The organism is Streptomyces sp. YS415 (genome assembly GCF_023544665.1).
Taxonomy (GTDB): domain Bacteria; phylum Actinomycetota; class Actinomycetes; order Streptomycetales; family Streptomycetaceae; genus Streptomyces.
In genome coordinates, this window is the sequence record NZ_JAMJFL010000001.1 from 162,974 (window position 1) to 183,667 (window position 20,694).

Consider the following 20,694-nt stretch of genomic DNA (forward strand, 5'->3'; position numbering starts at 1 on the left):
GCCGCTCGGACCGTAGGACCCGTTCCGCAGGGGGGAACTCACGCATGAGGCGATCGGGCCGTCATGTCACCATGCTCACCGAAGGCACCTACCCGCATGTCCACGGCGGCGTCAGCACCTGGTGCGACCAGCTCGTCAAGGGCATGCCGGAGGTCGACTTCCACGTCGTCTCCCTGACCGGGACCGGCCGGGAACCGGTCACCTGGGAGCTGCCGCCCAACGTCCGCCGGCATGTCACGGTGCCGACCTGGGGACCGCGCCCGGGACGCGGACGCGCCCTCTTCGGCCGGGCCCGTCGCCGCTTCCTCGACTCCTACGAGCGGTTCCTGCTCTCCTTCCTCGACCCCGGGGCGGGGCCCGACTTCGGCGAGGCGCTGTACGAGCTGGCCCGGCTCGCCCGCGCCGGGCAGCTGTCCGCCGCGCTGCGCTCGGAGTCCGCGCTGCGGTCGCTGATGTGGATCTGGACGATGCCGCATCTGCCGACGGCCGCCGCCGGGCCCACCGTGCACGACGCGCTCACCGCGACCGACCTGCTGGAACACGCGCTGCGCCCGCTGGGCACGCGGATCCCGGAGGACTCGGTGGCGCACGCGGTGAGCAGCGGCCTGGCCACGCTGCCCGCGCTCGCCGCCCACCGACTGGACGGGGTGCCGTTCCTCCTCACCGAGCACGGCATCTATCTGCGCGAGCGCTACCTGGGCTACCGCAGCGCCGAACAGCGCTGGCCGGTGAAGGCGTTCATGCTCGGCTTCTACCGTGAACTCAATTCACACGGGTACCGGGCGGCCGACCTGATCACACCGTGCAACCAGTACAACCGTCGCTGGGAGGAGCGCGGCGGCGCCGACGCCGACAAGATCCGCACGGTCTACAACGGCGTCGACCCGCACGCCTTCCCGCACGCGGGCCCCGAGCCCGACGTCCCCACCCTCACCTGGTGCGGCCGGGTCGACCCCATCAAGGACCTGGAGACCCTCCTCCACGCCTACGCCATGGTCCGCGCCGAACTCTCCGAGACCCGGCTGCGGCTGTTCGGCCCGGTCCCGCCCGGCGGCGAGGCGTACCGGACGAAACTGGAGAAGCTCGCCGCCGAACTCGGCGTCACCGACGGCCTCACCTTCGAGGGCCGCATCAGCGAGGTCTGGCGCGCCTACGCCGCCGGACACGTCGTCATGCTGTCGTCGATCTCCGAGGGCTTCCCGTTCTCGATCATCGAGGCCATGTCCTGCGGCCGTACGACGGTCTCGACGGACGTCGGGGGAGTGCGCGAGGCGGTCGGCGACACCGGACTGGTCGTCCCGCCGCGCGAGCCGGAGAAGATGGCCGCGGCCGCCCTCACCCTGCTCAGGGACGACGAACGCCGCCTGGCCCTGGGCGAGTTGTCCCGGCAGCGGGTGATCGACCGGTTCACCCTGCGCCGTTCCGTGGACGCCTTCCGGACGATCTACCAGGAGCTCGCGGGCCTGCCCGAGGTGTACGAGCCGACCGTCGAGACCGTCGCCGACTGGACCCTCGAACTGCGCGACCCCTGGTACGAGAAGGTCGCGACGGACGGAACCGACTGGTGAGCCGGGGCCTGCGCATGCCCCCGGGCGCCCCCGGCACCCTGCCCGTGATCCCCCGGCAGCGCACACCCCGCTGGGCGGGGCCCGACCCGGTCGACGAACTGGCCGAGCGGCTCGACGGCTTCGTCGCCGCCGCCGTCCACCCCGACGAGATCGCCGCGCTGCTGGAATCCGACGGCCTCTCGGACGACCAGATACGCGAGCGCTACGGCGTCAAGAACTCCTTCGCGCTGGCGGAGGAGCTGTACGAACGGGTGGCCCGCCGCTACCCCGAACCCGAGCACACCGCCCCCGACCCGTGGCGGACAAGCCTCCTGAGCTGTCTGCTCCGGGGCGTCGTCTTCGCCCTGCCCGGCTTCGGCTACGTCCTGGGCGCCCCCCTGCTCGCGGGCCCCCCGGACGACCACGGTCTCCCGGCGGGCACGGTCCCCCTGCTGGCCGCGGCCCTGTTCGGCTGGGCGTGGAACCAGGGCCTGGCGCACCGGGCGTACACCTGGCTGGGGCTGGGCGACCGGGCCGCGGCCCGACGCTCCCTGCTGCTGGGCGGGCCGGCCGGAGCGCTGCTGGGCGCCCTGGTGGCCCTGCTCGCCGCCGGTACCGCGGCCCCGGCGGCGGTCGCCTTCGCGGCGGGGCAGTCCTGCTACCTGGGCGCGGCGACGGCCCTGCTGGTGCTGGGCCGCGAACGGGCCCTGCTGGCGGCGCTGCTGCCGATGACGGCCGGGGCCGTCCTGGCGCTGGTCCGCCCCGTCCCGGACGCGGCACGACTCATGCTGCTCCTGGGCTCGGCGGCCGCGGTGGCGGTCCTGGCAGTGCGGGCAGCGGCGCCGCGCGGAAGCGGCACCCCGGCGGCCGGCCCGGCGCCGGGCACCGTCCCCCTCACCGCCTCCCTCCCCTACGCCCTGTTCGGGCTCAGCACCGGTGTCCTGGTCGTGTACGCGGCCCTCGGTGACGTCCTCGCGGGCGACGGGCTCTCCGCCGTGGCCGCCCCCGCTGCCGTGGCCCTCACCCTCAGCATGGGCCCCGCCGAATGGCTGCTGCACCGCTTCCGCAGCCGCGGCCTCGCCGGGCTGCGGGCCTGCAGCACACCGAGGGCGTTCCGGCGCACCACCGCCCGGGCGCTCGTCGCCTGCCTCGGCGCCTACCTGGCCGCCCTGCTCGCCCTCGACCTCGTCACCGCCGCGCTGTGGCCGCACGCCCCCGCCGTCTCCGGCCTCCGGCTCGCCGGACTGCTCCTGCTCGGCGTGGTGATGTGGACGGGCCTGCTGCTCCAGTCGTTCGGCGCGGTCGCCGGCGCCGCCCTGATCTGCGTCCTGGCCGCCCTGGCCCACACGCTCGCCCTGGTCACCCACACCGGCGGCCCGCACACCGTGGGCGCGGCGGTGTACGGCGCGGCGGCCCTGGCGCAGTCCGCCCTGGTGTGCGTCCTGCTGGGAAGGGCAACCGCCCACAGATGAAGAACCTGTTGGTCCCTTACTACGAGCACCCCGCCGTCCGCCCGGCCGAGTGGGACGCCGTCGTCGCCGCCGCGCCCCGCCTCTACGGCGTGATCCTCAACCCGGCCAGCGGCCCCGGCGACGGCCCCGACCCGGCCTTCGCCGACCTCGCCGCCCGGCTGCGCGCGGCGGACGTCCGGGTCCTCGGCTACACCGACACCGGATACGGCCGCCGGCCCGCCGCCGACGTCCTGCGCGACCTCACCCGGCACCGCGACTGGTACGGCACCGACGGCGCCTTCTTCGACCAGGTCGCCACGGACCGCGAGGAGTTCGCGTACTACCAGCGGCTCGCGGTCGCGGCCTGGGGCCTCGGCAGCGCCACCCTCGTCCTCAACCACGGCACCCCGCCCCACCCCTCCTACGGCCGCATCGCCGACGTGCTGGTCACCTTCGAGGGCACCTGGTCCACGTACCGCGAACTGCCCCCGCGGCAGGAGAGTTACGGCGCCGGGGTGCGCGTATGCCATCTGCTGTACGGCGTCCCGGCGGGCGTCGACGCGGAGCGGCCGGCGCGGGCGCGCGGGGCCACGGTGCACTGTGCGGTGCCCGGCGTGGGGGATCATCCCTGGGGTACGTTGCCGCACGCCTTGGAGCCCGCCCGGTGAGACGTTTGTACGCGCTGGCCGCCCTGTTCGTCCTGCTGCTCGCGGGCTGCACCACGGCCTCCGACGGCAAGCCGCCGGGCGCCCGCTGGCAGCCCCGCCCCGGCACGGGCTGGCAGTGGCAGCTGAGCGGACGCCTGGACACCTCCGTCGACGTGCCGGTCTACGACATCGACGGCTTCGACCACTCGGAGCGGACGGTCGAGGGCCTGCACCGGGACGGCCGCAAGGTGATCTGCTACCTGTCCACCGGCGCCTGGGAGGAGTTCCGCCCGGACGCCGGGGAGTTCCCCGGCAAGGTGCTGGGCCGGGGCAATGGCTGGGAGGGCGAGCGCTGGCTGGACATCCGCCGCACGGACGTCCTGGAGCCGCTGATGGCGGCCCGGCTCGACATGTGCCGGGACAAGGGCTTCGACGCCGTCGAGCCGGACAACATGGACGGCTACCGCAACCGCACCGGCTTCCCGCTCACCGCCCGCGACCAGCTCCGCTACAACCGGCTGATCGCGAAACTGGCCCATGACCGGGGTCTGGCCGTCGGCCTGAAGAACGACCTGGACCAGATCCCGGAGTTGGTGGGGGACTTCGACTTCGCGGTGAACGAGCAGTGCGCGCAGTACGACGAGTGCGGCGCGCTGAAGCCGTTCACGGACGCGGACAAGGCGGTCTTCCACGTGGAGTACGAGCTGCCGACGAGCCGCTTCTGCGCCGACTCCCGCCGGCTGGGGCTGAGTTCGCTGCTGAAGAAGTACGAGCTGGGAGCGTGGCGCGAGCCCTGCTAGAGGCCGAGCGTCAGCACGACGAGGGCCCCGGTGGCGGCGGTCTCCGCGACCCCGCCGAAGACGTCCCCGGTGACCCCGCCGAAACGCCGGACGCAGCGGCGCAGCAGGAGGTCGGCGACGGCGAGGGCGGCGAGGACGGCGAGGAGGGTGCGGACGGCGTCACCGGCGCCCAGGAGCGCCCCGGCGGCGCCCGCGCCCAGGGCGACGGCGACGGTCACGGCCACCGCCGACCGCACCGGCACCACTCCGGCGACGGCCGCGCCGAGCCCCTCCGGCCGGGCGGCGGGCACCCCGGCACGGGCGGCGAGGGTGAGCGCCAGCCGGGCGGCGACGGCGGAGACGAGGGCGGCGAGGGCACCGCGGGCCCAGGAGTCGGCGTAGAGCTGGGCGAGGGCGGCGACCTGGGCGAGCAGCACGAACAGGAGGGTGATGACGCCGAAGGGCCCGATGTCCGACTGCTTCATGATCCGCAGGGCGTCCTCGGCGGGCTTGCCGCTGCCGAGCCCGTCGGCGGTGTCGGCGAGGCCGTCGAGATGCAGCCCCCGGGTGAGGAGAGCGGGCACGGCGGCGGAGGCGACGGCGGCGAGCAGCGCCCCCGCCCCGAGGAGGAGCAGCACCAGCCCCAGGGCCCCGGCCAGCGCGCCGACGACCAGCCCGGCCACGGGAGCGGCGAGCATGCCCCCGCGCGCGGCGTCCCGGTCCCACCGCTCGACCCCGACCGGGAGGACGGTGAGGGTGCCGAAGGCGAAGCGGAGACCGTGCAGGCCGGGAGCGCGGGACATCCGGGCAGGCTAGCCGCACCACTCCCACGGCCCAACACCGGCCGCGGCCTCGTCCCGTCGCGGGCACACTCGGCCCATGGGGTCATGGCTGGAGCGCAACATCATCGAACCGGGCAAGCTGCCCCTGCTCCTCGCCCTCACCGCCTTCGTGCTCACCTTCGTCATTACCCGGGTCGTCACCCGGCTCATCCGGGCGGGCAAGGGCCCCTTCGGCAACGTCCAGGCCGGCGGGGTGCACATCCACCACGTCGTCCCCGGTGTGATCCTCACCGTCATCGGCGGGTTCGGCGCGGTCGCGAGCAGCCGGCACGGGTTCGGCGCGGCCGTGTGCGCGGTGGTGTTCGGCATCGGCGCGGGACTGGTGCTGGACGAGTTCGCGCTGATCCTGCACCTGGCCGACGTCTACTGGACCGAGGAGGGCCGCCAGAGCGTCGAGGTCGTCGTCCTCACCGCCGCCCTCGTCGGCCTGGTCCTCTCCGGCTTCTCGCCGTTCGGCGTCAACGACCTCACCGAGGACGAACTCCAGGGCCGGGGCAGCGTGATCTGGACCGTCGCCGTGAACTTCCTCTTCTCCCTGGTGGCCCTCTCCAAGGGGAAGACCTTCCTGGCCGTCTTCGGGATCATCGTCCCCGTCGTCGCCCTGGTCGGCGCCCTCCGCCTGGCCCGCCCCGGCTCCCTGTGGTCCCGCCGCTTCTACGGCCGCCGCCCCCGCGCCCGCGCGAGATCCACCCTGCGCGCCACCCGCCACGACAAACGCTGGGCGGCCCCCACCCGAGCCGTCCAGGACTGGATCGGCGGCAAACCGACCCCGATCCCCGACCACACCCCGCCCGACCACCGACCCTGACGCCGCGAAGGCCCCAATCCGGCCCCGGTCACCACCCGCTTCCCGGACGACTGCTGACCCGGGCGGCGCGGAGACGCCAATCCGGCCCCGGTTCGCCAACCGTTCCCGGACGACCGCTGACTCCGGCGGTGCGGAGGCGGCCAACCGCTCCCCGGACGACTGCTGACCCGGCGGCCCGGAGACGCCAATCCGGCCCCGGACGCCAACTGCTCCTGGACGACCGCTGACTCCGGCGGTGCGGAGGCGGCCAACCGCTCCCCGGACGACTGCTGACCCGGCGGCCCGGAGACGCCAATCCGGTCCCGGTTCGCCAGCCATTCCCGGCTGATCGCTGACCGCTGACCCCGGCGGCGCAGGAGCGGCCATCCGGTCCCGGACGCCAGCCGCTCCCGGCTGACTGCTGATCCCGGCGGCGCAGGGGCGCCAATCCGGCCCCGGAGGTCAACCGCTCCAGGACGACCGCTGACCCCGGCGGTACGGAGGCGGCATCCGGCCCGGAACGCCAACTGCGCCCCGGGCGAGCGCCAGCGGCGGCCGATCAGACCCTGGCCCCGGCCCTTCCGGGGACCGCTGGCGGCAGCCGTGCAGCGGTCCTGGGCCGGGCCGGTCGGTGGGCGTTCCCTGACGGCGGCGGCAAACGGACCCGGACGCCAACTCCTCCCCAACGGCCGCTTACCCCGGCCGGGAGGGTCAGTTTTCGGACTTTTCCAGTTCCGCGTCCAGCGGCTCCGGGAGTTTCTCCTCCGGCGTCTCCGGGAGTTCCGCCGCCAGGGACGCCGCGGCCTGGACCATGGGCAGGGCCAGCAGCGCTCCCATGCCCTCGCCGACCTTCACGCCCTGCGTGAGCAGGGGGTCCAGGGCCATCCGGTCCAGGGCCTTCGCCTGGCCGGGCTCGCCGCTGTCGTGGGCCGCCAGCCACCAGTCCGGCGCCCGGAACGCCACCCGCTGGCCCACCAGCGCACACGCGGCCACGACGACGCCGTCCAGGATCACCGGCATCTTCCGCACCGCGCTCTGCAGCAGGAAACCCGTGATCGCGGCCAGGTCGGCCCCGCCCACCGTCGCCAGCAACTGCAGCTGGTCCCCGAGCACCGGCCGGGCCCGGCGCAGCGCGTCCCGGATCGCCGCGCACTTGCGCATCCAGGCCAGGTCGTCGATGGCGAGCCCACCCCGCCCGGTCACCACGGACGCGTCCGTCCCACACAGCGCGGCGACCAGCACGCCCGCCGCCGTCGTACCGCCCACGCTCACATCGCCGAGCACGACCAGATCCGTACCGGAGTCGGCCTCCTCGTCGGCGATCCGGACGCCGACCAGGAAGGCGGCCTCCGCCTCCTCCAGGGTCAGCGCGTCCTCGATGTCGATGCGCCCACTGCCGCGCCGCACCCGGTGCCGTACGACGTCCTCGGGCAGGCTCTCCGGGTCGCAGTCGAGACCCAGGTCCACCACCCGCACCGGGACCCCCAGTTGTCGCGCGAGCACCGACACCGGCCGGCCGCCCTCCAGGACGTCCCGCACCAACTGCCCCGCGCTGCCCGCGGCCCGCGCCGAGACACCCAGCTCGGCGATCCCGTGGTCGCCGGCGAACAGCAGCACCCGCGGCTGTTCCACCGGCCGCACCGGCACGGCGCCCTGCGCCGCGGCCAGCCACTCACCCAGGTCGTCGAGGCGGCCCAGCGACCCGGGCGGCACGATCTGACGTTCCCGGCGCGCCTCCGCGTCGCGGCGGACCCCGCCGTCGGGGCGCTCGATCAGATCGGTGAAGTCGTCGAGATTAAGCGAGCTCATTCGCCGAACAGTACCGGCCCCGGTCGAACGGAAGGCCGCCACATCGCGTCCGCATCGTTGCGTCCAAGATCGCTATCCCATACGTTCCGTTTTGCAGTTAAATGTCGCATCTCTCTCCCTGCCCGGAGCCGCCCCATGACCGCCCTCTTCCCTGGCACGGACCTCTGCCGCGCACCGCACCGCGACGACTGTCCCTGGTGCGGCTCGACCCGCCTGCGCACCCGCCTGCACACCGACGGCTTCACGCTCGACGCCTGCGGCGACTGCGCCCACGCCTTCCAGAACCCCGGCCTGCTGCACTACCCGTACCAGGGCCGCCCGCGCCGCGGCCGGCTGCTGGCCACCGCCCGGGCGATGCTGCCCTTCCCGGAACCCGAGAGCTGGCTGGACGTCGGCACCGGCGACGCGGCGTTCCCCGAGGCGGCCAAGGAGGTCTTCCCCTACACCTCCTTCGACGGCGTGGACGCCACCGCCCGCGTGGAGTGGGCCCGCACGGCGGGCCACCTGGAGGAGGCCTACACGGGCGAGCTGACCGACCCCCACCTCACGGCACACCTGCGCGCCCGCTACGACGTGGTGAGCGTCCTGCACCACCTGCACCGCACCCCCGACCCCCGCGAAGAGGTCCGGGCGGCCCTGACGGCCCTGCGCCCCGGCGGCCACCTGCTGCTGGAACTCCCCGACCCCGGCAGCGCGTTCGCCGCACTCCTCGGCCGCTGGTGGCACCCCCGCACCCGCCCCGGCCACCTCGTGCCCCGGTCCAACCTCCGCGCGGAACTGGCGGCGCAGTCCTGCACGGTCGTCACCACGGCCCGCTGCGACTTCTCCCGGGCGTACCGGATCATCGCCCGCAAGCAGCGCGCGTAACCGTCACCCGGCCGTCACCCCCGCAACGTCACCGCCTGCCCCGCCACCACCAGCAGCACGTGCTCGCACTCACCCGCGAACGCCGCGTTCAGCCGCCCCAGTTCATCCCGGTACCGCCGCCCCGACGCCGTCGCCGGCACGATCCCGGACCCCACCTCGTTGGAGACCGCCACCACGGTCCGCCGCGTCCCGCGCACCGCCTGCGTCAACTCCTCCACGCGGTCCCGCAGCGCCCGTTCCCCGCCCTCCGCCCACACCGCGTCGTCCCACGCCCCCACGGCGTCCATCGCGTCCGTCAGCCACAGCGACAGGCAGTCGATCAGCAGCGGCGCCCCGTCCTCGGCCAGCAACGGCACCAGGTCGCAGGTCTCCGTCGTACGCCAGGACCCGGGCCGCCGCTCCCGGTGCGCCGTCACCCGGGCCGTCCACTCGGTGTCCCCGCCGCGCAGCCCGCCGGTGGCGACATAGAGCACGTCCGGGAACGCCTCCATGCGCCGTTCCGCCTCCACCGACTTCCCGGACCGCGCCCCGCCCAGCACCAGGGTGCGCCGCGGCACGTCCGGCACCTCCTCGTACGCCCCCACCACCAGCGTCGTCCCGTCCGGTACGGCCCGCGCCCCCAGGGCGGCCAGCCGCCGCCGCACCTCGGCCCCCGGCGGCACGTCATGGTCCAGATGCACGGCGATCACGTCCGTCGTCGGCCGGACCGCCCCCACCGCCCGCAACCGGGCCAGCGCGTCGGGCCGCCCCAGCACATCGGCGACGACCATGTCGTACGCCCCGGTGTCCCCGTTCTCCAGCCCGGCCGGCGCGCTCCCGGGCGGCAGGTACAGCAGCCGCTGCCCGTCGGGCCCGGTCACCGCGTACCCGGTGCCCCCCGCGTCCATCGCCATGGCCCGCACCCGATGGCCCGTCAGCAGGGCCAACTCCCGTCCGTCCGGCACCCGGCCCGGCGCGGGCAGCCCCGCGGGCACCTCGACGGCCGGTCCGTCGTGCGGATGCGACAGCAGCACCTGCCGTACGCCCGCCAGGGAACGCCCCGCCCGGGCGGCCGCGAACGCCGCCCCGGGGGTCAGGTCCAGCAGCAGGGCCCCGTCCACGAGCAGCGCGGTCGCCGCCCGGGCGGCCGGACCGAGCGCGGTGGCGCAGGCCGCGCAGGTGCATTCGGGACGGGGGAGGCCCGTGGGGGCACCGGTGCCGAGCAGAGTCAGTTCCACGGACTGATTTTCACCGGTCACGGTGCAGCCCGCGCGACTGGGGCGCCCTCATGGGGCGCGGCGACCCGCGCGACCGGCCTCCGGCCGCCCGCAGATCACAAACCGCCTCGATCTTGTTCGCGGCAGCTTCCGCAGCCAATAGGCTGACAGGGACAGAAGCTCACCTAGGAGGCCCCGCATGGCAGCATGGACCTGGCGCTTCGAGAAGGCCGACGGGACGGAGACCGCACCCGCCGTGGAGCCGGAGGAGTTCACCACGCAGGGAGACGCCGAGTCCTGGATCGGCGAGGTGTGGAAGGACCTCCTCGCCGGCGGCGTGGACCAGGTACGGCTGTTCGAGGACGCCACGGAGATCTACGGACCGATGAGCCTGCACGCCGAAGAGGCCTGAAGCCGGCCCACGACCGGAGAGCGGGGCGCCTCGGGGCGCCCCCCTTCTCGCCCGGCCCGAACGGGGCTCAGCCCCGCACCCCGCACAGGTGCAGCAGCGCCGCCATGCCGCGGTAGGGGTCCGTCCGCCCCGCCCGCTCCTCGGCCGCCAGCAGCGTCTCCACGTCGGCCGGGATCGGCGCGTCGTCCGCCGCGGTGTCGGTGAAGACCCGTACCCCGTACCAGGAGTGCAGCGGGGCGCCGATGCCGGCGAGGGTCGCGGTGAGGGTGGAGAGGCGGTCCGCCCGTACGTCCAGGCCCAGCCGGTTGCGGTAGGCGGTGGTGTCGAAGGCGGCCAGTGCCCCGGCCCAGTCGCCGGACAGGCCGGGCCGCATCGCCAGCGCGTCGCCGTTGCGGACCAGCAGCGAGAGCAGGCCGCCCGGGGCCAGCACCCGGGCCAGACCCGCCAGCAGCGGGTCGGGTTCCTCCACGTACATCAGCACGCCGTGGCAGAGCACCACGTCGAAGCTGCCCGGCAGGAAGTGCACGCCGGTCTCCCGGCCGTCCCCCTCGATGACCCGCATCCGCTCGCGGATCCCCTCCGGCTCGCCCGCCAGCGCCTGCCGCGCCGCGGCGATCATCGTCGTGTCCTGCTCCAGGCCGGTCACCTGATGCCCGGCCCGCGCCAGGCGCAGGGACTGCGTGCCCTGGCCCATGCCGACGTCGAGGATCCGCAGGCGCCGCCCGACCGGGAAGCGCCCGGCTATCTGCTCATCGAGCTGCCGGGCCACCAGCTCCTGCCGTACGACGTCCCGCAGTCCGCCCAGCTTCGTCAGCCAGGCATGCGCCGCGCCCCCGGAGAACGGCGTCGTGCTCAGGGCCGCTCCCCGCGCTTGACCTGCGGCTTGGGCAGCCGGAGCCGGCGCATCTGGAGGGACCGCATCAGGGCGTAGGCGACGGCGCCGCGCTTGTTGTCGTCCGGGTAGCGCTCGTTGAGCTGCTTCTTGAGGCGGTAACCGGTGGCGATCGAGTCGAGCACGATCAGCACGATCACGACCAGCCACAGCAGCAGCGCGATGCTCTGCATCGCACCCACCCGCACCATGCTCAGCACGAGGATGATCACGGCCATCGGGAGGAAGAACTCCGCGACGTTGAAGCGCGAGTCGACGAAGTCGCGCGCGAAGCGGCGCACCGGACCCTTGTCACGGGCCGGCAGATACCGCTCGTCGCCGCTCGCCAGCGCCTCGCGCTGCCGACTCAGAACCTGCCGGCGCTCCTCGCGCTGACGCCTGGCGGCCTCCTTGCGCGTGGTCGGCGTATTGGCGACGCTGCGCCGCTGGGACTGGGCCTCACTGCGCTTGGGCGTGGGCCTGCCCTTCGGGGCCTGCGGGTCGCGGGGCTGATTGGAGTCGGTCAGGGTCGCCTTGTCGGCGACCGATGCCTTCTCATCCTTGGCACGGCTACGGAACACAAAACCCAAGGGTACGGGGTCGCCGCGCATGGACCCCCGCCCGGTGGGGAACGAATCGGCAACACCGGTCGTCCTGTAGGGGACAGAGGGGACGTTGCATCCGTTTCCGGGAACCCCGAGGGACACCTACTCCTTACGCCGGAGCCGGAGCGCACGCAGTCGTCCTTGGGGATGAGCGCATCCGTCCCCGAACAGTGCGGTAATGGATGCAGGGCCCGTACTGTGGGTTCTGTCGCAGGTGCTGGAGCTGGAGTCCGTCAGAAGGGGGCGCGCGAAGCCCATGAGCGGTGTCATGAAGCGTATGGGGATGATCTTCCGCGCGAAGGCGAACAAGGCCCTTGACCGGGCCGAGGACCCGCGCGAAACCCTCGATTACTCGTACCAGAAGCAGCTGGAACTGCTCCAGAAGGTGCGCCGCGGTGTCGCGGACGTGGCGACCAGCCGCAAGCGCCTGGAGCTCCAGCTCAACCAGCTGCAGTCGCAGTCCTCGAAGCTGGAGGACCAGGGCCGCAAGGCGCTCGCGCTGGGCCGCGAGGACCTGGCCCGCGAGGCGCTGTCCCGGCGGGCGGCGCTCCAGCAGCAGGTGACCGACCTGGAGACGCAGCACGCCACCCTCCAGGGCGAGGAGGAGAAGCTGACCCTCGCCGCCCAGCGCCTCCAGGCCAAGGTCGACGCCTTCCGCACGAAGAAGGAGACGATCAAGGCCACCTACACCGCCGCCCAGGCGCAGACCCGGATCGGCGAGGCCTTCTCCGGCATCTCCGAGGAGATGGGCGACGTGGGCCTGGCGATCCAGCGCGCCGAGGACAAGACCGCCCAGCTCCAGGCACGCGCCGGCGCCATCGACGAACTCCTCGCCTCCGGTGCCCTCGACGACCAGTCCGGCATGCACAAGGACGACATCCAGGCCGAGCTCGACCGGCTCTCCGGCGGCACGGACGTGGAGCTGGAACTGCAGCGCATGAAGGCGGAGCTGGCCGGCGGCACCTCGGCGCAGCAGCAGGCCCTCGAGGGCGGCAACGGCACGTCCAAGTCCCAGCAGCAGCCGCAGGACACCCCGCGCTTCGACAAGCAGTAGGGCCCACGCCGAGGAGGGCGACATGATCGTACGGATCATGGGGGAGGGGCAGGTGAGGCTGGCCGACAGCCACCTCGCCGCACTGAACGAGCTCGACAACGATCTCCTGGCCGAGATGGAGAACGGCGACGGCCCCGGTTTCCGCCGCACCCTGCAGGCCCTGCTGACCAAGGTCCGGGAGCTGGGCGACCCCCTCCCGGACGACTCCCTCGAACCCTCGGAACTCATCCTCCCGTCCCCGGACGCCACCCTGGAGGAAGTCCGGGAACTGCTGAGCGACGACGGCCTGATCCCGGGGTGAACGAGGGCGCTTCCCGGCGCGGGTCCGGTTTCCCCGGACCCCGCGTACCGTAAACAGCCGTGAACACCCTCGACCGCGCCAGAGCCCACCTCAAAGCGCACCCCCTCGCACTGGACGCGGCGCTCGCCACCGGCGTCCTGATCTGCATGGTGGCCGGCTCGTTCGTGGACCCGCACGGCAAGGACGGCGTCACCTGGGGCCTGCGCACCCCCGACGCCCCCAGCATCGCCCTCATGGCCGTCGGCGCCGGCGCCCTGGTCTTCCGCCGCCGCGTCCCCCGGACCGTCCTCGCCGTCGCCGGCACCCTCTCCGTCATCGAGAGCGTCACCGGCGACCCCCGGGCGCCCGTCGCCATGTCGGCCGTCGTCGCGCTCTACACCGTCGCCTCCACCACCGACCGGCACACCGCCTGGCGCCTGGGCCTGCTTACCATGACCCTCCTGACCGGCGTCGCCATGCTCGCCGGCCCCCTGCCCTGGTACGCCCAGGAGAACCTCGCGATCTTCGCCTGGACCGGCATGGCCGCCACCGCCGGCGATGCCATCCGCAGCCGCCGCGCCTTCGTCGACGCCATCCAGGAACGGGCGGAACGCGCCGAGCGCACCCGGGAGGAGGAGGCCCGCCGCCGGGTCGCCGAGGAACGCCTGCGCATCGCCCGCGATCTGCACGACGTCGTCGCCCACCACATCGCCCTGGTCAACGTGCAGGCCGGAGTCGCCGCCCACGTCATGGACAAGCGCCCCGACCAGGCCAAGGAGGCGCTGGCGCACGTACGCGAGGCCAGCCGCTCCGCGCTCAACGAACTCCGCGCCACCGTCGGACTGCTGAGACAGTCCGGCGACCCCGAGGCACCCACCGAACCCGCGCCCGGCCTGCACCGCCTCGACGAACTCGTCGGCACCTTCCGCAGCGCGGGCCTCCAGGTCGAGGTCGCCCGCGCCGACCAGGGCACCACGCTCCCCGCCGCCGTGGACCTCGCCGCCTACCGGGTCATCCAGGAAGCCCTCACCAATGTGCAGAAGCACGCGGGCAACCAGGCGAAGGCCGAGGTCAGCGTCGTACGCGTGGGTCCCCAGGTGGAGATCACGGTGCTCGACGACGGCCGCCACGACGACCAGGCGCCGCCCTCCGGAGGCGGCCACGGACTGCTCGGCATGCGCGAACGCGTCACCGCGCTGCGCGGCACCCTGACCACCGGTCCCCGGTACGGCGGCGGGTTCCGGGTGCATGCGATCCTGCCGGTCAAGACCCGTACCGCCGCCACGGGAGAGCCGGGGGAGACCGTATGACCATCCGTGTCCTGCTCGCCGACGACCAGGCGCTGCTGCGCAGCGCCTTCCGCGTCCTGGTGGACTCCGAACCCGACATGGAGGTGGTGGGCGAGGCGTCCGACGGCGCCGAGGCGGTGGCGCTGGCCAAGGAGCAGCGCGCCGACGTCGTCCTGATGGACATCCGGATGCCCGGCACCGACGGCCTCGCCGCCACCCGCATGATCAGCGCCGACCCGTCCCTCGCCCAGGTCCGCGTGGTCATACTGACCACCTTCGAGGTCGACGACTATGTCGTGCAGTCGCTGCGGGCCGGCGCCTCCGGCTTCCTCGGCAAGGGCTCCGAGCCCGACGAGCTGCTGGCCGCCATCCGGGTCGCCGCCGGCGGCGAGGCGCTGCTCTCCCCGGCCGCCACCAAGGGCCTGATCGCCCGCTTCCTCGCCCAGGGCGGCCCCGGCGACGACGAGCAGGACCCGGCCCGGGCGGAACGGCTCGACGCGCTCACCGTGCGCGAGCGCGAGGTGCTGGTGCAGGTCGCCGGCGGCCACTCCAACGACGAGATCGCCGAGCGCCTCGAAGTCAGCCCGCTGACCGTGAAGACCCACGTCAACCGGGCCATGGCCAAGCTCGGCGCGCGGGACCGGGCCCAGCTCGTGGTGATCGCCTACGAGTCGGGCCTGGTCCGTCCGAGGGTGGACTGAGCGTCACCCAGGCGTACTGCGCCGGGAGTACGCGCGGCGTCAGGAACGGGACCTCGGGGCTACGAATGAGGGGTTCCGGATGGCTCAGGGTGTAGGAGCCGCTCTGCTCAACAGAAGAGAGACCCTGATCCCATGTCCTGGCTGTCCAGATTCAGCCTCGCGCAACGAGCCCTCGTCGGGCTCATGTCGATCATCGCGCTCGCCTTCGGAGCGATCGCCATACCCCAGCTCAAGCAACAGCTGCTGCCGTCCATAGAACTCCCCATGGTGTCCGTGCTCGCCCCCTACCAGGGCGCCTCCCCGGACGTGGTGGAGAAGCAGGTCGTCGAGCCCATCGAGGACAGCCTCGAAGGCGTCGACGCCATCACCGGCGTCACCTCCACCGCCAGCGAGGGCAACGCCCTGATCATGGCGTCCTTCGACTACGGCAACGACACCCAGCAGCTCGTCGCCGACGTCCAGCAGGCCGTCAACCGGGCCCGCGCCCAGCTCCCGGACGACGTCGACCCGCAGGTCGTCGCCGGTTCCACGGACGACATGCCGACCGTGGTGCTCGCCGTCACCGCCGACAAGGACCAGCAGGCCCTCGCTGACCAGCTGGACCGGACGGTCGTACCGGACCTGAAGGACATCGACGGCGTCGGCCAGGTCACCGTCGACGGCGTGCGGGACCTTCAGGTCACCGTCACCCCGGACGACGCGAAGCTGGCCGAGGCCGGTCTGACCGCGCAGTCCCTCACCCAGGCCCTCCAGGCGGGCGGCGCCACCGTGCCGGCCGGCTCCTTCGACGAGGACGGCGCCAACCGCACCGTGCAGGTCGGCGGCGGCTTCACCTCGCTGGACCAGATCGAGAACCTGCGGATCAAGGGCGACGGCAAGCCGGTCCGCCTCGGCGCGGTCGCGAAGGTCGAGCAGGAGCAGGCCCCGGCCGACTCCCTGACCCGGACCAACGGCGAGCCGAGCCTCGCCGTCATGGTCACCATGGACCGCGACGGCAGCGCGGTCGCGATCTCCGACGCGGTCGACGACAAGCTCCCGCAGCTGCGCAAGGACCTCGGCGCCGGCGCCGAGGTGACCGTCGTCAGCGACCAGGGCCCGGCGGTGGCCAAGGCCATCGACGGCCTGACCACCGAGGGCGCCCTGGGCCTGCTCTTCGCGGTCCTGGTCATCCTGGTCTTCCTGGCCTCGGTCCGCTCCACGCTGGTCACCGCGGTCTCCATCCCGCTGTCGGTCGTGCTCGCGCTGATCGTGCTGTGGACGCGGGACCTGTCCCTGAACATGCTGACGCTGGGCGCCCTGACCATCGCCATCGGCCGGGTCGTGGACGACTCGATCGTCGTCCTGGAGAACATCAAGCGCCACCTCGGCTACGGCGAGGAGCGCGAGGAGGCCATCCTCAAGGCGGTCCGCGAGGTGGCGGGCGCGGTGACCTCCTCCACCCTCACCACGGTCGCCGTGTTCCTCCCGATCGGCCTGACCGGCGGCATGGTGGGCGAGCTGTTCGGCTCGTTCAGCCTGACCGTGACCGCGGCCCTGCTGGCGTCGCTGCTCGTCTCGCTGACGGTCGTACCGGTGCTGTCGTACTGGTTCCTGCGCGCCCCGAAGGGCACCCCCGAGGACGCCGAGGAAGCCCGCCGCCGGGCGGAGGAGAAGGAGGCGCAGAGCCGCCTGCAGCGCCTGTACGTCCCCGTCCTGCGCTTCGCGACCAGGCGCCGCCTGACCAGCGTGGCCCTCGCGGTCGTCGTCCTCATCGGCACCTTCGGCATGGCGCCGCTGCTGAAGACGAACTTCTTCGACCAGGGCGAGCAGGAAGTCCTCACCGTCAAGCAGGAGTTGGAGCCCGGCACCAGCCTGGCCGCGACCGACGCCCAGGTGCGGAAGATCGAGCGGCTGCTCGGGGACACCGAGGGCGTCAAGGACTACCAGGTCACCATCGGCTCGTCCGGCTTCATGGCGGCCTTCGGCGGCGGCACGGACACCAACCAGGCGTCCTACTCGGTGATGCTGGAGGACTCCGCGTCCTCCGCGGACGTCACCGACCGCATCGAGAACGGCCTGGACAAGCTCGACGGTGTCGGCACCACGACCGTCGCCGCCGGTGACGGCTTCGGCAGCCAGGACCTGAGCGTCGTGGTGAAGGCGGCGGACGGCGAGGTCCTGCGCGAGGCCGCGGAGAAGGTCCGCAAGGAGGTGGCGGGCCTGGACGACGTCACCGACGTCACCAGCGACCTGTCGCAGAGCGTCCCGCGGATCTCGGTGCGGGCCAACGACAAGGCGGCGGAGGCCGGTTTCACCGACGCCACCCTCGGCGCTGCGGTCGCCCAGGCGGTGCGCGGCACCACCGCGGCGCAGGCCACCCTGGACGACACCGAGCGCGACGTCGTCATCAGGACGGAGCAGCCGGCGCGGACGCTCGCCGAGCTCAAGGCCCTTCCCCTGGGCCCGGTGAAGCTGTCCGACGTGGCGACGGTGAAGCTCGTCGACGGGCCGGTGTCGATGACCCGGATCGACGGCCAGCGGGCCGCGACGATCACGGCGAAGCCGACCGGTGACAACACCGGCGCGGTCAGCGCGGACCTCCAGTCGAAGATCAACGCCCTGGACCTGCCCGCGGGCGCCACGGCCGAGATCGGCGGGGTCTCCGAGGACCAGGACGAGGCGTTCGCCAACCTGGGCCTGGCCATGCTGGCGGCCATCGCGATCGTGTTCATGCTGCTGGTGGCGACCTTCCGCTCGCTCGTCCAGCCGCTGATCCTGCTGGTCTCGATCCCCTTCGCGGCCACCGGCGCGATCGGCCTGCTGATCCTCACCGGCACCCCGATGGGCGTCCCCGCGATGATCGGCATGCTGATGCTGATCGGCATCGTGGTGACGAACGCGATCGTCCTGATCGACCTGATCAACCAGTACCGCGGCCAGGGTTACGGCGTGGTCGAGGCCGTGCTGGAAGGCGGCCGCCACCGGCTGCGCCCCATCCTCATGACGGCCCTGGCGACGATCTTCGCCCTGCTCCCGATGGCGCTCGGCGTCACCGGCGAGGGCGGATTCATCGCCCAGCCGCTCGCGGTGGTGGTGATCGGCGGCCTGATCACCTCGACCCTGCTCACCCTGCTCCTCGTCCCGACGCTCTACACGATGCTGGAACTCCGCAAGGAGCGCCGGGCGAAGAAGCGCGCGGCGAAGCGGGAGAAGAAGGCGGAGGTACCGGACCGGCCGGAACCCGTGAAGGTCTGACCGAAGCGGCCGGGTCCCCGCCATGGCGGAGCGGGGCCCGGCCGTATCCTTTGCCCTCAACGGACGTACGGGGGAGAGGGATCGGGGCGTGCCACTGCACAGGGACGATCCGAAGTCGGTCGGCGGGTACCGGCTGGTCGACCGGCTGGGCGCCGGCGGCATGGGCGTCGTCTACCGCGGAAGATCGCGTTCCGGCCGCGAGGTCGCGGTCAAGGTGGTGCACGCCCAGTACGCCGAGGACCCGGTCTTCCGTACCCGCTTCCGGCAGGAGATCGCCGCCGTCCGCAAGGTGAGCGGTGCCTTCACCGCGCCGGTCGTGGACGCCGACCCGGAAGCCGCGCGGCCCTGGATGGCGACGCAGTACGTGCCGGGGCGCTCGCTCGCCGAACGGATCCGTGAGGTGGGCCCGCTGCCGGAGCCGGCGCTGCGACGGCTGGCGCTGGGGCTGGTCGAGGCGCTGCGCGACATCCACCGGGCCGGAGTGGTGCACCGCGACCTCAAGCCCGCCAACGTCCTGATGGCCGACGACGGCCCCCGCGTCATCGACTTCGGCATCTCCCGCGCCGCGGAGAACAACACCCTGACCGAGACCGGCCAGATGATCGGCACCCCGCCCTTCATGTCCCCGGAACAGCTCACGGACGCCCGCTCGGCCGGCCCCGCCTCGGACGTCTTCTCGCTCGGCGCGCTGCTGGTGTACACCCTCACCGGCCGGGGCCCCTTCGACGCCGACAGCCCCTATCTGACGGCGTACCGGGTGATCCACGACGAGCCCGTGCTGGACGGCGTGAGCGAGCCGCTGCGGGCGGTCCTGGAGCGCTGCCTGACCAAGGAGCCCGCCGACCGGCCCCCGCTGGAAGAGCTGGCCGCGGAGTTCGCCCGGCTGCGGCCCGACGCCTCCGAGGAGGCCCTGCCCACGGTGCCGCTGCGCTCGGAGGCGGCGGCGGTGCAGCTGACCCGGTCCGAGCCGGACCCCGACTCCGGCACCCGGAGCGTCCGCGGGCGCCGCGGCCGCCTGCTGTGGGCCACCACCGGCACGGTCGGCGCCCTCGCCCTCGGCCTGACGGCGTATCTGCTGGTCGGGCCCTCCGCCGGGGACGACGGCGGCCGAGCGGGCTCCACCGCCCCCTCCCGGTGGGCGCCCCCGCCGGCCGGCTGGCAGCCCTGGCAGACGACGGTGTACGCCACCGCCGGGCGCGGCGTGGAAAAGGGACGTGACCTGGTGGCGGAGGGGGTGGACAGCGGCCCGGAGTGCCGGCTGTACGAGGACTCCGTCTACTGCGCGGGCGACGGGGTCCTGCCGGTGCGTCTCGACGGGCTGACCGGACGCACCGACTGGCGGGCGGACGTGGCGCGGCCCGCCCGGGGCCAGGCGTCGTACGTCTACGAGCTCCTCGGCGTCGTGGACGACGCGGTGCTGGTCGAGCACCGGCCCCAGATGGGGCAGGACAGCAGGGGCTCGGTCGCCGCCTTCGACACGGCGACCGGCAAGCGGCTCTGGCAGCGCGCGGTGAGCACCGCCTGGACCCGCCCGCACCTCTCCGGCGACCTCCTGATCCTCCCCGACGGCGGCGACGGCTCTTCGGTGACCGCCCGCTCGCCCCGCACCGGCACCGCGCGCTGGACGACGCCGCTGCCGAAGGAGCAGTACTGCGACGCGGCGGACACCGCCGAGGACCTCTATCTGGAGTGCGTCCCGGGCATCACGGCCACCGACAACATGCTGCTCGTGGGGCTCGACCGGTCCGACGGCTCCACGCGGCGCCTGACGGTGCCCAACCGCGGCATTCTCGTCGGGATGCACGACGGTCACCTGCTCTACCTCGACCCGGTCGTGAACGAGGACGGGCACGTCCTCGGGGGCGACGAGGGGCCGTACACCCGGATCCGGCTGGTGCACCCGGACACCGGCGCCGGGACGACGACGAAGCTGGCGGAGTCCTTCGAGGGGAAGGTGACCCTGGCCGACGGCACGCTGTGGTTCACCGGATCCTCCGGCCGGGTGACCGCCGTGTCGGTCCGCACCGGCAGGCAGTTGTGGCGGGGGTCGACGAGCCTGGAACAACCGGGCGCCGTCACCCACGACCCGCGCACCGGCGTGGTCTACGTCTCCAGCGCCAGCGGGCGGGTCGCCGCCCTGGACACCGGAAAGGGCACGCTGCTGTGGGAGACCCAGCCGCGTGCCCAGTGGGTGGCGGGCCAGTCGTCCCCGCTGCCCGAGGTACTGCTCCACCGGGGCGCCCTGGTCGTCGCCACCCCGGCCGGCGACGTCTTCACCCTCGACCCCGCCCACCCCGGCCGGAAACCCGTACCGGGGTGAGCG

The 20,694-nt window shown here is 73.4% G+C and carries 18 protein-coding genes; 13 read left to right on the forward strand and 5 right to left on the reverse strand.

Going from position 1 to position 20,694, the window contains the following annotated elements; translation table 11 throughout:
- The first annotated feature begins 44 nt into the window (after positions 1–44).
- Genes pelF through M8H82_RS00735 form a run of 4 tightly spaced genes read left to right on the forward strand, consistent with a single transcriptional unit; the run spans position 45 to position 4,445 of the window.
- Positions 45–1,568: a GT4 family glycosyltransferase PelF gene (gene pelF, locus M8H82_RS00720; RefSeq protein ID WP_250070285.1), complete on the forward strand. Its 1,524-nt coding sequence runs from the start codon at positions 45–47 to the stop codon at positions 1,566–1,568.
- Positions 1,565–3,019: a hypothetical protein gene (locus M8H82_RS00725; protein ID WP_250070286.1), complete on the forward strand. Its 1,455-nt coding sequence runs from the start codon at positions 1,565–1,567 to the stop codon at positions 3,017–3,019. The genes pelF and M8H82_RS00725 overlap by 4 nt, the downstream gene beginning before the upstream one ends.
- On the forward strand, positions 3,016–3,666 hold the full coding sequence (locus tag M8H82_RS00730) for a spherulation-specific family 4 protein (protein ID WP_250070287.1): 651 nt from the start codon (positions 3,016–3,018) through the stop codon (positions 3,664–3,666). Before M8H82_RS00725 ends, M8H82_RS00730 begins: the two co-directional genes overlap by 4 nt.
- Positions 3,663–4,445, forward strand: a complete 783-nt coding sequence (locus M8H82_RS00735) for an endo alpha-1,4 polygalactosaminidase (RefSeq protein ID WP_250070288.1) — start codon at positions 3,663–3,665, stop codon at positions 4,443–4,445. Before M8H82_RS00730 ends, M8H82_RS00735 begins: the two co-directional genes overlap by 4 nt.
- On the opposite strand, the gene M8H82_RS00740 is transcribed toward M8H82_RS00735, so the two are convergent.
- Positions 4,442–5,227 carry an adenosylcobinamide-GDP ribazoletransferase gene (locus M8H82_RS00740; RefSeq protein WP_250070289.1) on the reverse strand — a complete coding sequence of 262 codons (786 nt, stop codon included), beginning with the start codon at positions 5,225–5,227 and terminating at the stop codon, positions 4,442–4,444. The genes M8H82_RS00735 and M8H82_RS00740 overlap by 4 nt on opposite strands.
- Before the next feature lie 76 nt (positions 5,228–5,303).
- Here M8H82_RS00740 and M8H82_RS00745 point away from each other — a divergent pair, with 76 nt between their 5' ends.
- Positions 5,304–6,074, forward strand: coding sequence for a hypothetical protein (locus M8H82_RS00745; protein WP_250070290.1), 771 nt, complete (start codon positions 5,304–5,306; stop codon positions 6,072–6,074).
- A gap of 690 nt (positions 6,075–6,764) precedes the next feature.
- Here the strand turns inward: M8H82_RS00745 and cobT are convergent.
- A complete protein-coding gene (gene cobT / locus M8H82_RS00750; RefSeq protein WP_250070291.1) occupies positions 6,765–7,862 on the reverse strand; it encodes a nicotinate-nucleotide--dimethylbenzimidazole phosphoribosyltransferase in 1,098 nt (365 codons plus the stop codon).
- A gap of 135 nt (positions 7,863–7,997) precedes the next feature.
- Here cobT and M8H82_RS00755 point away from each other — a divergent pair, with 135 nt between their 5' ends.
- Positions 7,998–8,729 (forward strand): class I SAM-dependent methyltransferase, encoded by a 732-nt coding sequence (locus tag M8H82_RS00755; RefSeq protein WP_308293226.1) that lies wholly within the window; start codon positions 7,998–8,000, stop codon positions 8,727–8,729.
- A gap of 14 nt (positions 8,730–8,743) precedes the next feature.
- Here M8H82_RS00755 and M8H82_RS00760 read toward each other — a convergent pair whose 3' ends face one another.
- Entirely contained in the window at positions 8,744–9,946 is a 1,203-nt protein-coding gene (locus M8H82_RS00760) for a bifunctional adenosylcobinamide kinase/adenosylcobinamide-phosphate guanylyltransferase (protein ID WP_250070292.1), read from the reverse strand.
- A gap of 178 nt (positions 9,947–10,124) precedes the next feature.
- Between M8H82_RS00760 and M8H82_RS00765 the strand changes: the two genes are divergently transcribed.
- Positions 10,125–10,337, forward strand: coding sequence for a hypothetical protein (locus M8H82_RS00765; RefSeq protein ID WP_250070293.1), 213 nt, complete (start codon positions 10,125–10,127; stop codon positions 10,335–10,337).
- A gap of 67 nt (positions 10,338–10,404) precedes the next feature.
- Here M8H82_RS00765 and M8H82_RS00770 read toward each other — a convergent pair whose 3' ends face one another.
- Positions 10,405–11,106: a methyltransferase domain-containing protein gene (locus M8H82_RS00770; RefSeq protein ID WP_250070294.1), complete on the reverse strand. Its 702-nt coding sequence runs from the start codon at positions 11,104–11,106 to the stop codon at positions 10,405–10,407.
- 83 nt (positions 11,107–11,189) lie between these two features.
- Positions 11,190–11,819, reverse strand: coding sequence for a DUF3043 domain-containing protein (locus M8H82_RS00775; protein ID WP_250070295.1), 630 nt, complete (start codon positions 11,817–11,819; stop codon positions 11,190–11,192).
- A gap of 262 nt (positions 11,820–12,081) precedes the next feature.
- On the opposite strand from M8H82_RS00775, the gene M8H82_RS00780 reads away from it, so the two are divergent.
- The 6 genes from M8H82_RS00780 (at position 12,082) to M8H82_RS00805 (ending at position 20,691) form a co-directional block, all read left to right on the forward strand.
- Positions 12,082–12,867, forward strand: a complete 786-nt coding sequence (locus tag M8H82_RS00780) for a PspA/IM30 family protein (protein WP_284048342.1) — start codon at positions 12,082–12,084, stop codon at positions 12,865–12,867.
- A gap of 22 nt (positions 12,868–12,889) precedes the next feature.
- Positions 12,890–13,168 carry a hypothetical protein gene (locus M8H82_RS00785; RefSeq protein WP_250070297.1) on the forward strand — a complete coding sequence of 93 codons (279 nt, stop codon included), beginning with the start codon at positions 12,890–12,892 and terminating at the stop codon, positions 13,166–13,168.
- Between the two features lie 59 nt (positions 13,169–13,227).
- Positions 13,228–14,457, forward strand: coding sequence for a histidine kinase (locus M8H82_RS00790; protein ID WP_250070298.1), 1,230 nt, complete (start codon positions 13,228–13,230; stop codon positions 14,455–14,457).
- The gene (locus M8H82_RS00795) at positions 14,454–15,137 is read left to right on the forward strand and encodes a response regulator transcription factor (RefSeq protein WP_250070299.1); all 684 of its coding nucleotides are present in this window, start codon (positions 14,454–14,456) and stop codon (positions 15,135–15,137) included. The genes M8H82_RS00790 and M8H82_RS00795 overlap by 4 nt, the downstream gene beginning before the upstream one ends.
- Positions 15,138–15,269: 132 nt before the next feature.
- On the forward strand, positions 15,270–18,371 hold the full coding sequence (locus M8H82_RS00800; RefSeq protein ID WP_250070300.1) for an efflux RND transporter permease subunit: 3,102 nt from the start codon (positions 15,270–15,272) through the stop codon (positions 18,369–18,371).
- Positions 18,372–18,459: 88 nt separating this feature from the next.
- Entirely contained in the window at positions 18,460–20,691 is a 2,232-nt protein-coding gene (locus M8H82_RS00805) for a protein kinase (protein ID WP_250070301.1), read from the forward strand.
- Positions 20,692–20,694: the final 3 nt, after the last annotated feature.

What these genes read in the sequence shown, in the direction of transcription:
- pelF (WP_250070285.1), top strand. Translation starts at nt 45, where the DNA reads ATGAGGCGATCGGGCCGTCATGTCACCATGCTCACCGAAGGCACCTAC.
- M8H82_RS00780 (WP_284048342.1), top strand. Translation starts at nt 12,082, where the DNA reads ATGAAGCGTATGGGGATGATCTTCCGCGCGAAGGCGAACAAGGCCCTT.
- M8H82_RS00785 (WP_250070297.1), top strand. Translation starts at nt 12,890, where the DNA reads ATGATCGTACGGATCATGGGGGAGGGGCAGGTGAGGCTGGCCGACAGC.
- M8H82_RS00800 (WP_250070300.1), top strand. Translation starts at nt 15,270, where the DNA reads ATGTCCTGGCTGTCCAGATTCAGCCTCGCGCAACGAGCCCTCGTCGGG.
- M8H82_RS00755 (WP_308293226.1), top strand. Translation starts at nt 7,998, where the DNA reads ATGACCGCCCTCTTCCCTGGCACGGACCTCTGCCGCGCACCGCACCGC.
- cobT (WP_250070291.1), bottom strand. Translation starts at nt 7,862, where the DNA reads ATGAGCTCGCTTAATCTCGACGACTTCACCGATCTGATCGAGCGCCCC.
- M8H82_RS00740 (WP_250070289.1), bottom strand. Translation starts at nt 5,227, where the DNA reads ATGTCCCGCGCTCCCGGCCTGCACGGTCTCCGCTTCGCCTTCGGCACC.
- M8H82_RS00775 (WP_250070295.1), bottom strand. Translation starts at nt 11,819, where the DNA reads ATGCGCGGCGACCCCGTACCCTTGGGTTTTGTGTTCCGTAGCCGTGCC.
- M8H82_RS00745 (WP_250070290.1), top strand. Translation starts at nt 5,304, where the DNA reads ATGGGGTCATGGCTGGAGCGCAACATCATCGAACCGGGCAAGCTGCCC.
- M8H82_RS00765 (WP_250070293.1), top strand. Translation starts at nt 10,125, where the DNA reads ATGGCAGCATGGACCTGGCGCTTCGAGAAGGCCGACGGGACGGAGACC.
- M8H82_RS00795 (WP_250070299.1), top strand. Translation starts at nt 14,454, where the DNA reads ATGACCATCCGTGTCCTGCTCGCCGACGACCAGGCGCTGCTGCGCAGC.
- M8H82_RS00730 (WP_250070287.1), top strand. Translation starts at nt 3,016, where the DNA reads ATGAAGAACCTGTTGGTCCCTTACTACGAGCACCCCGCCGTCCGCCCG.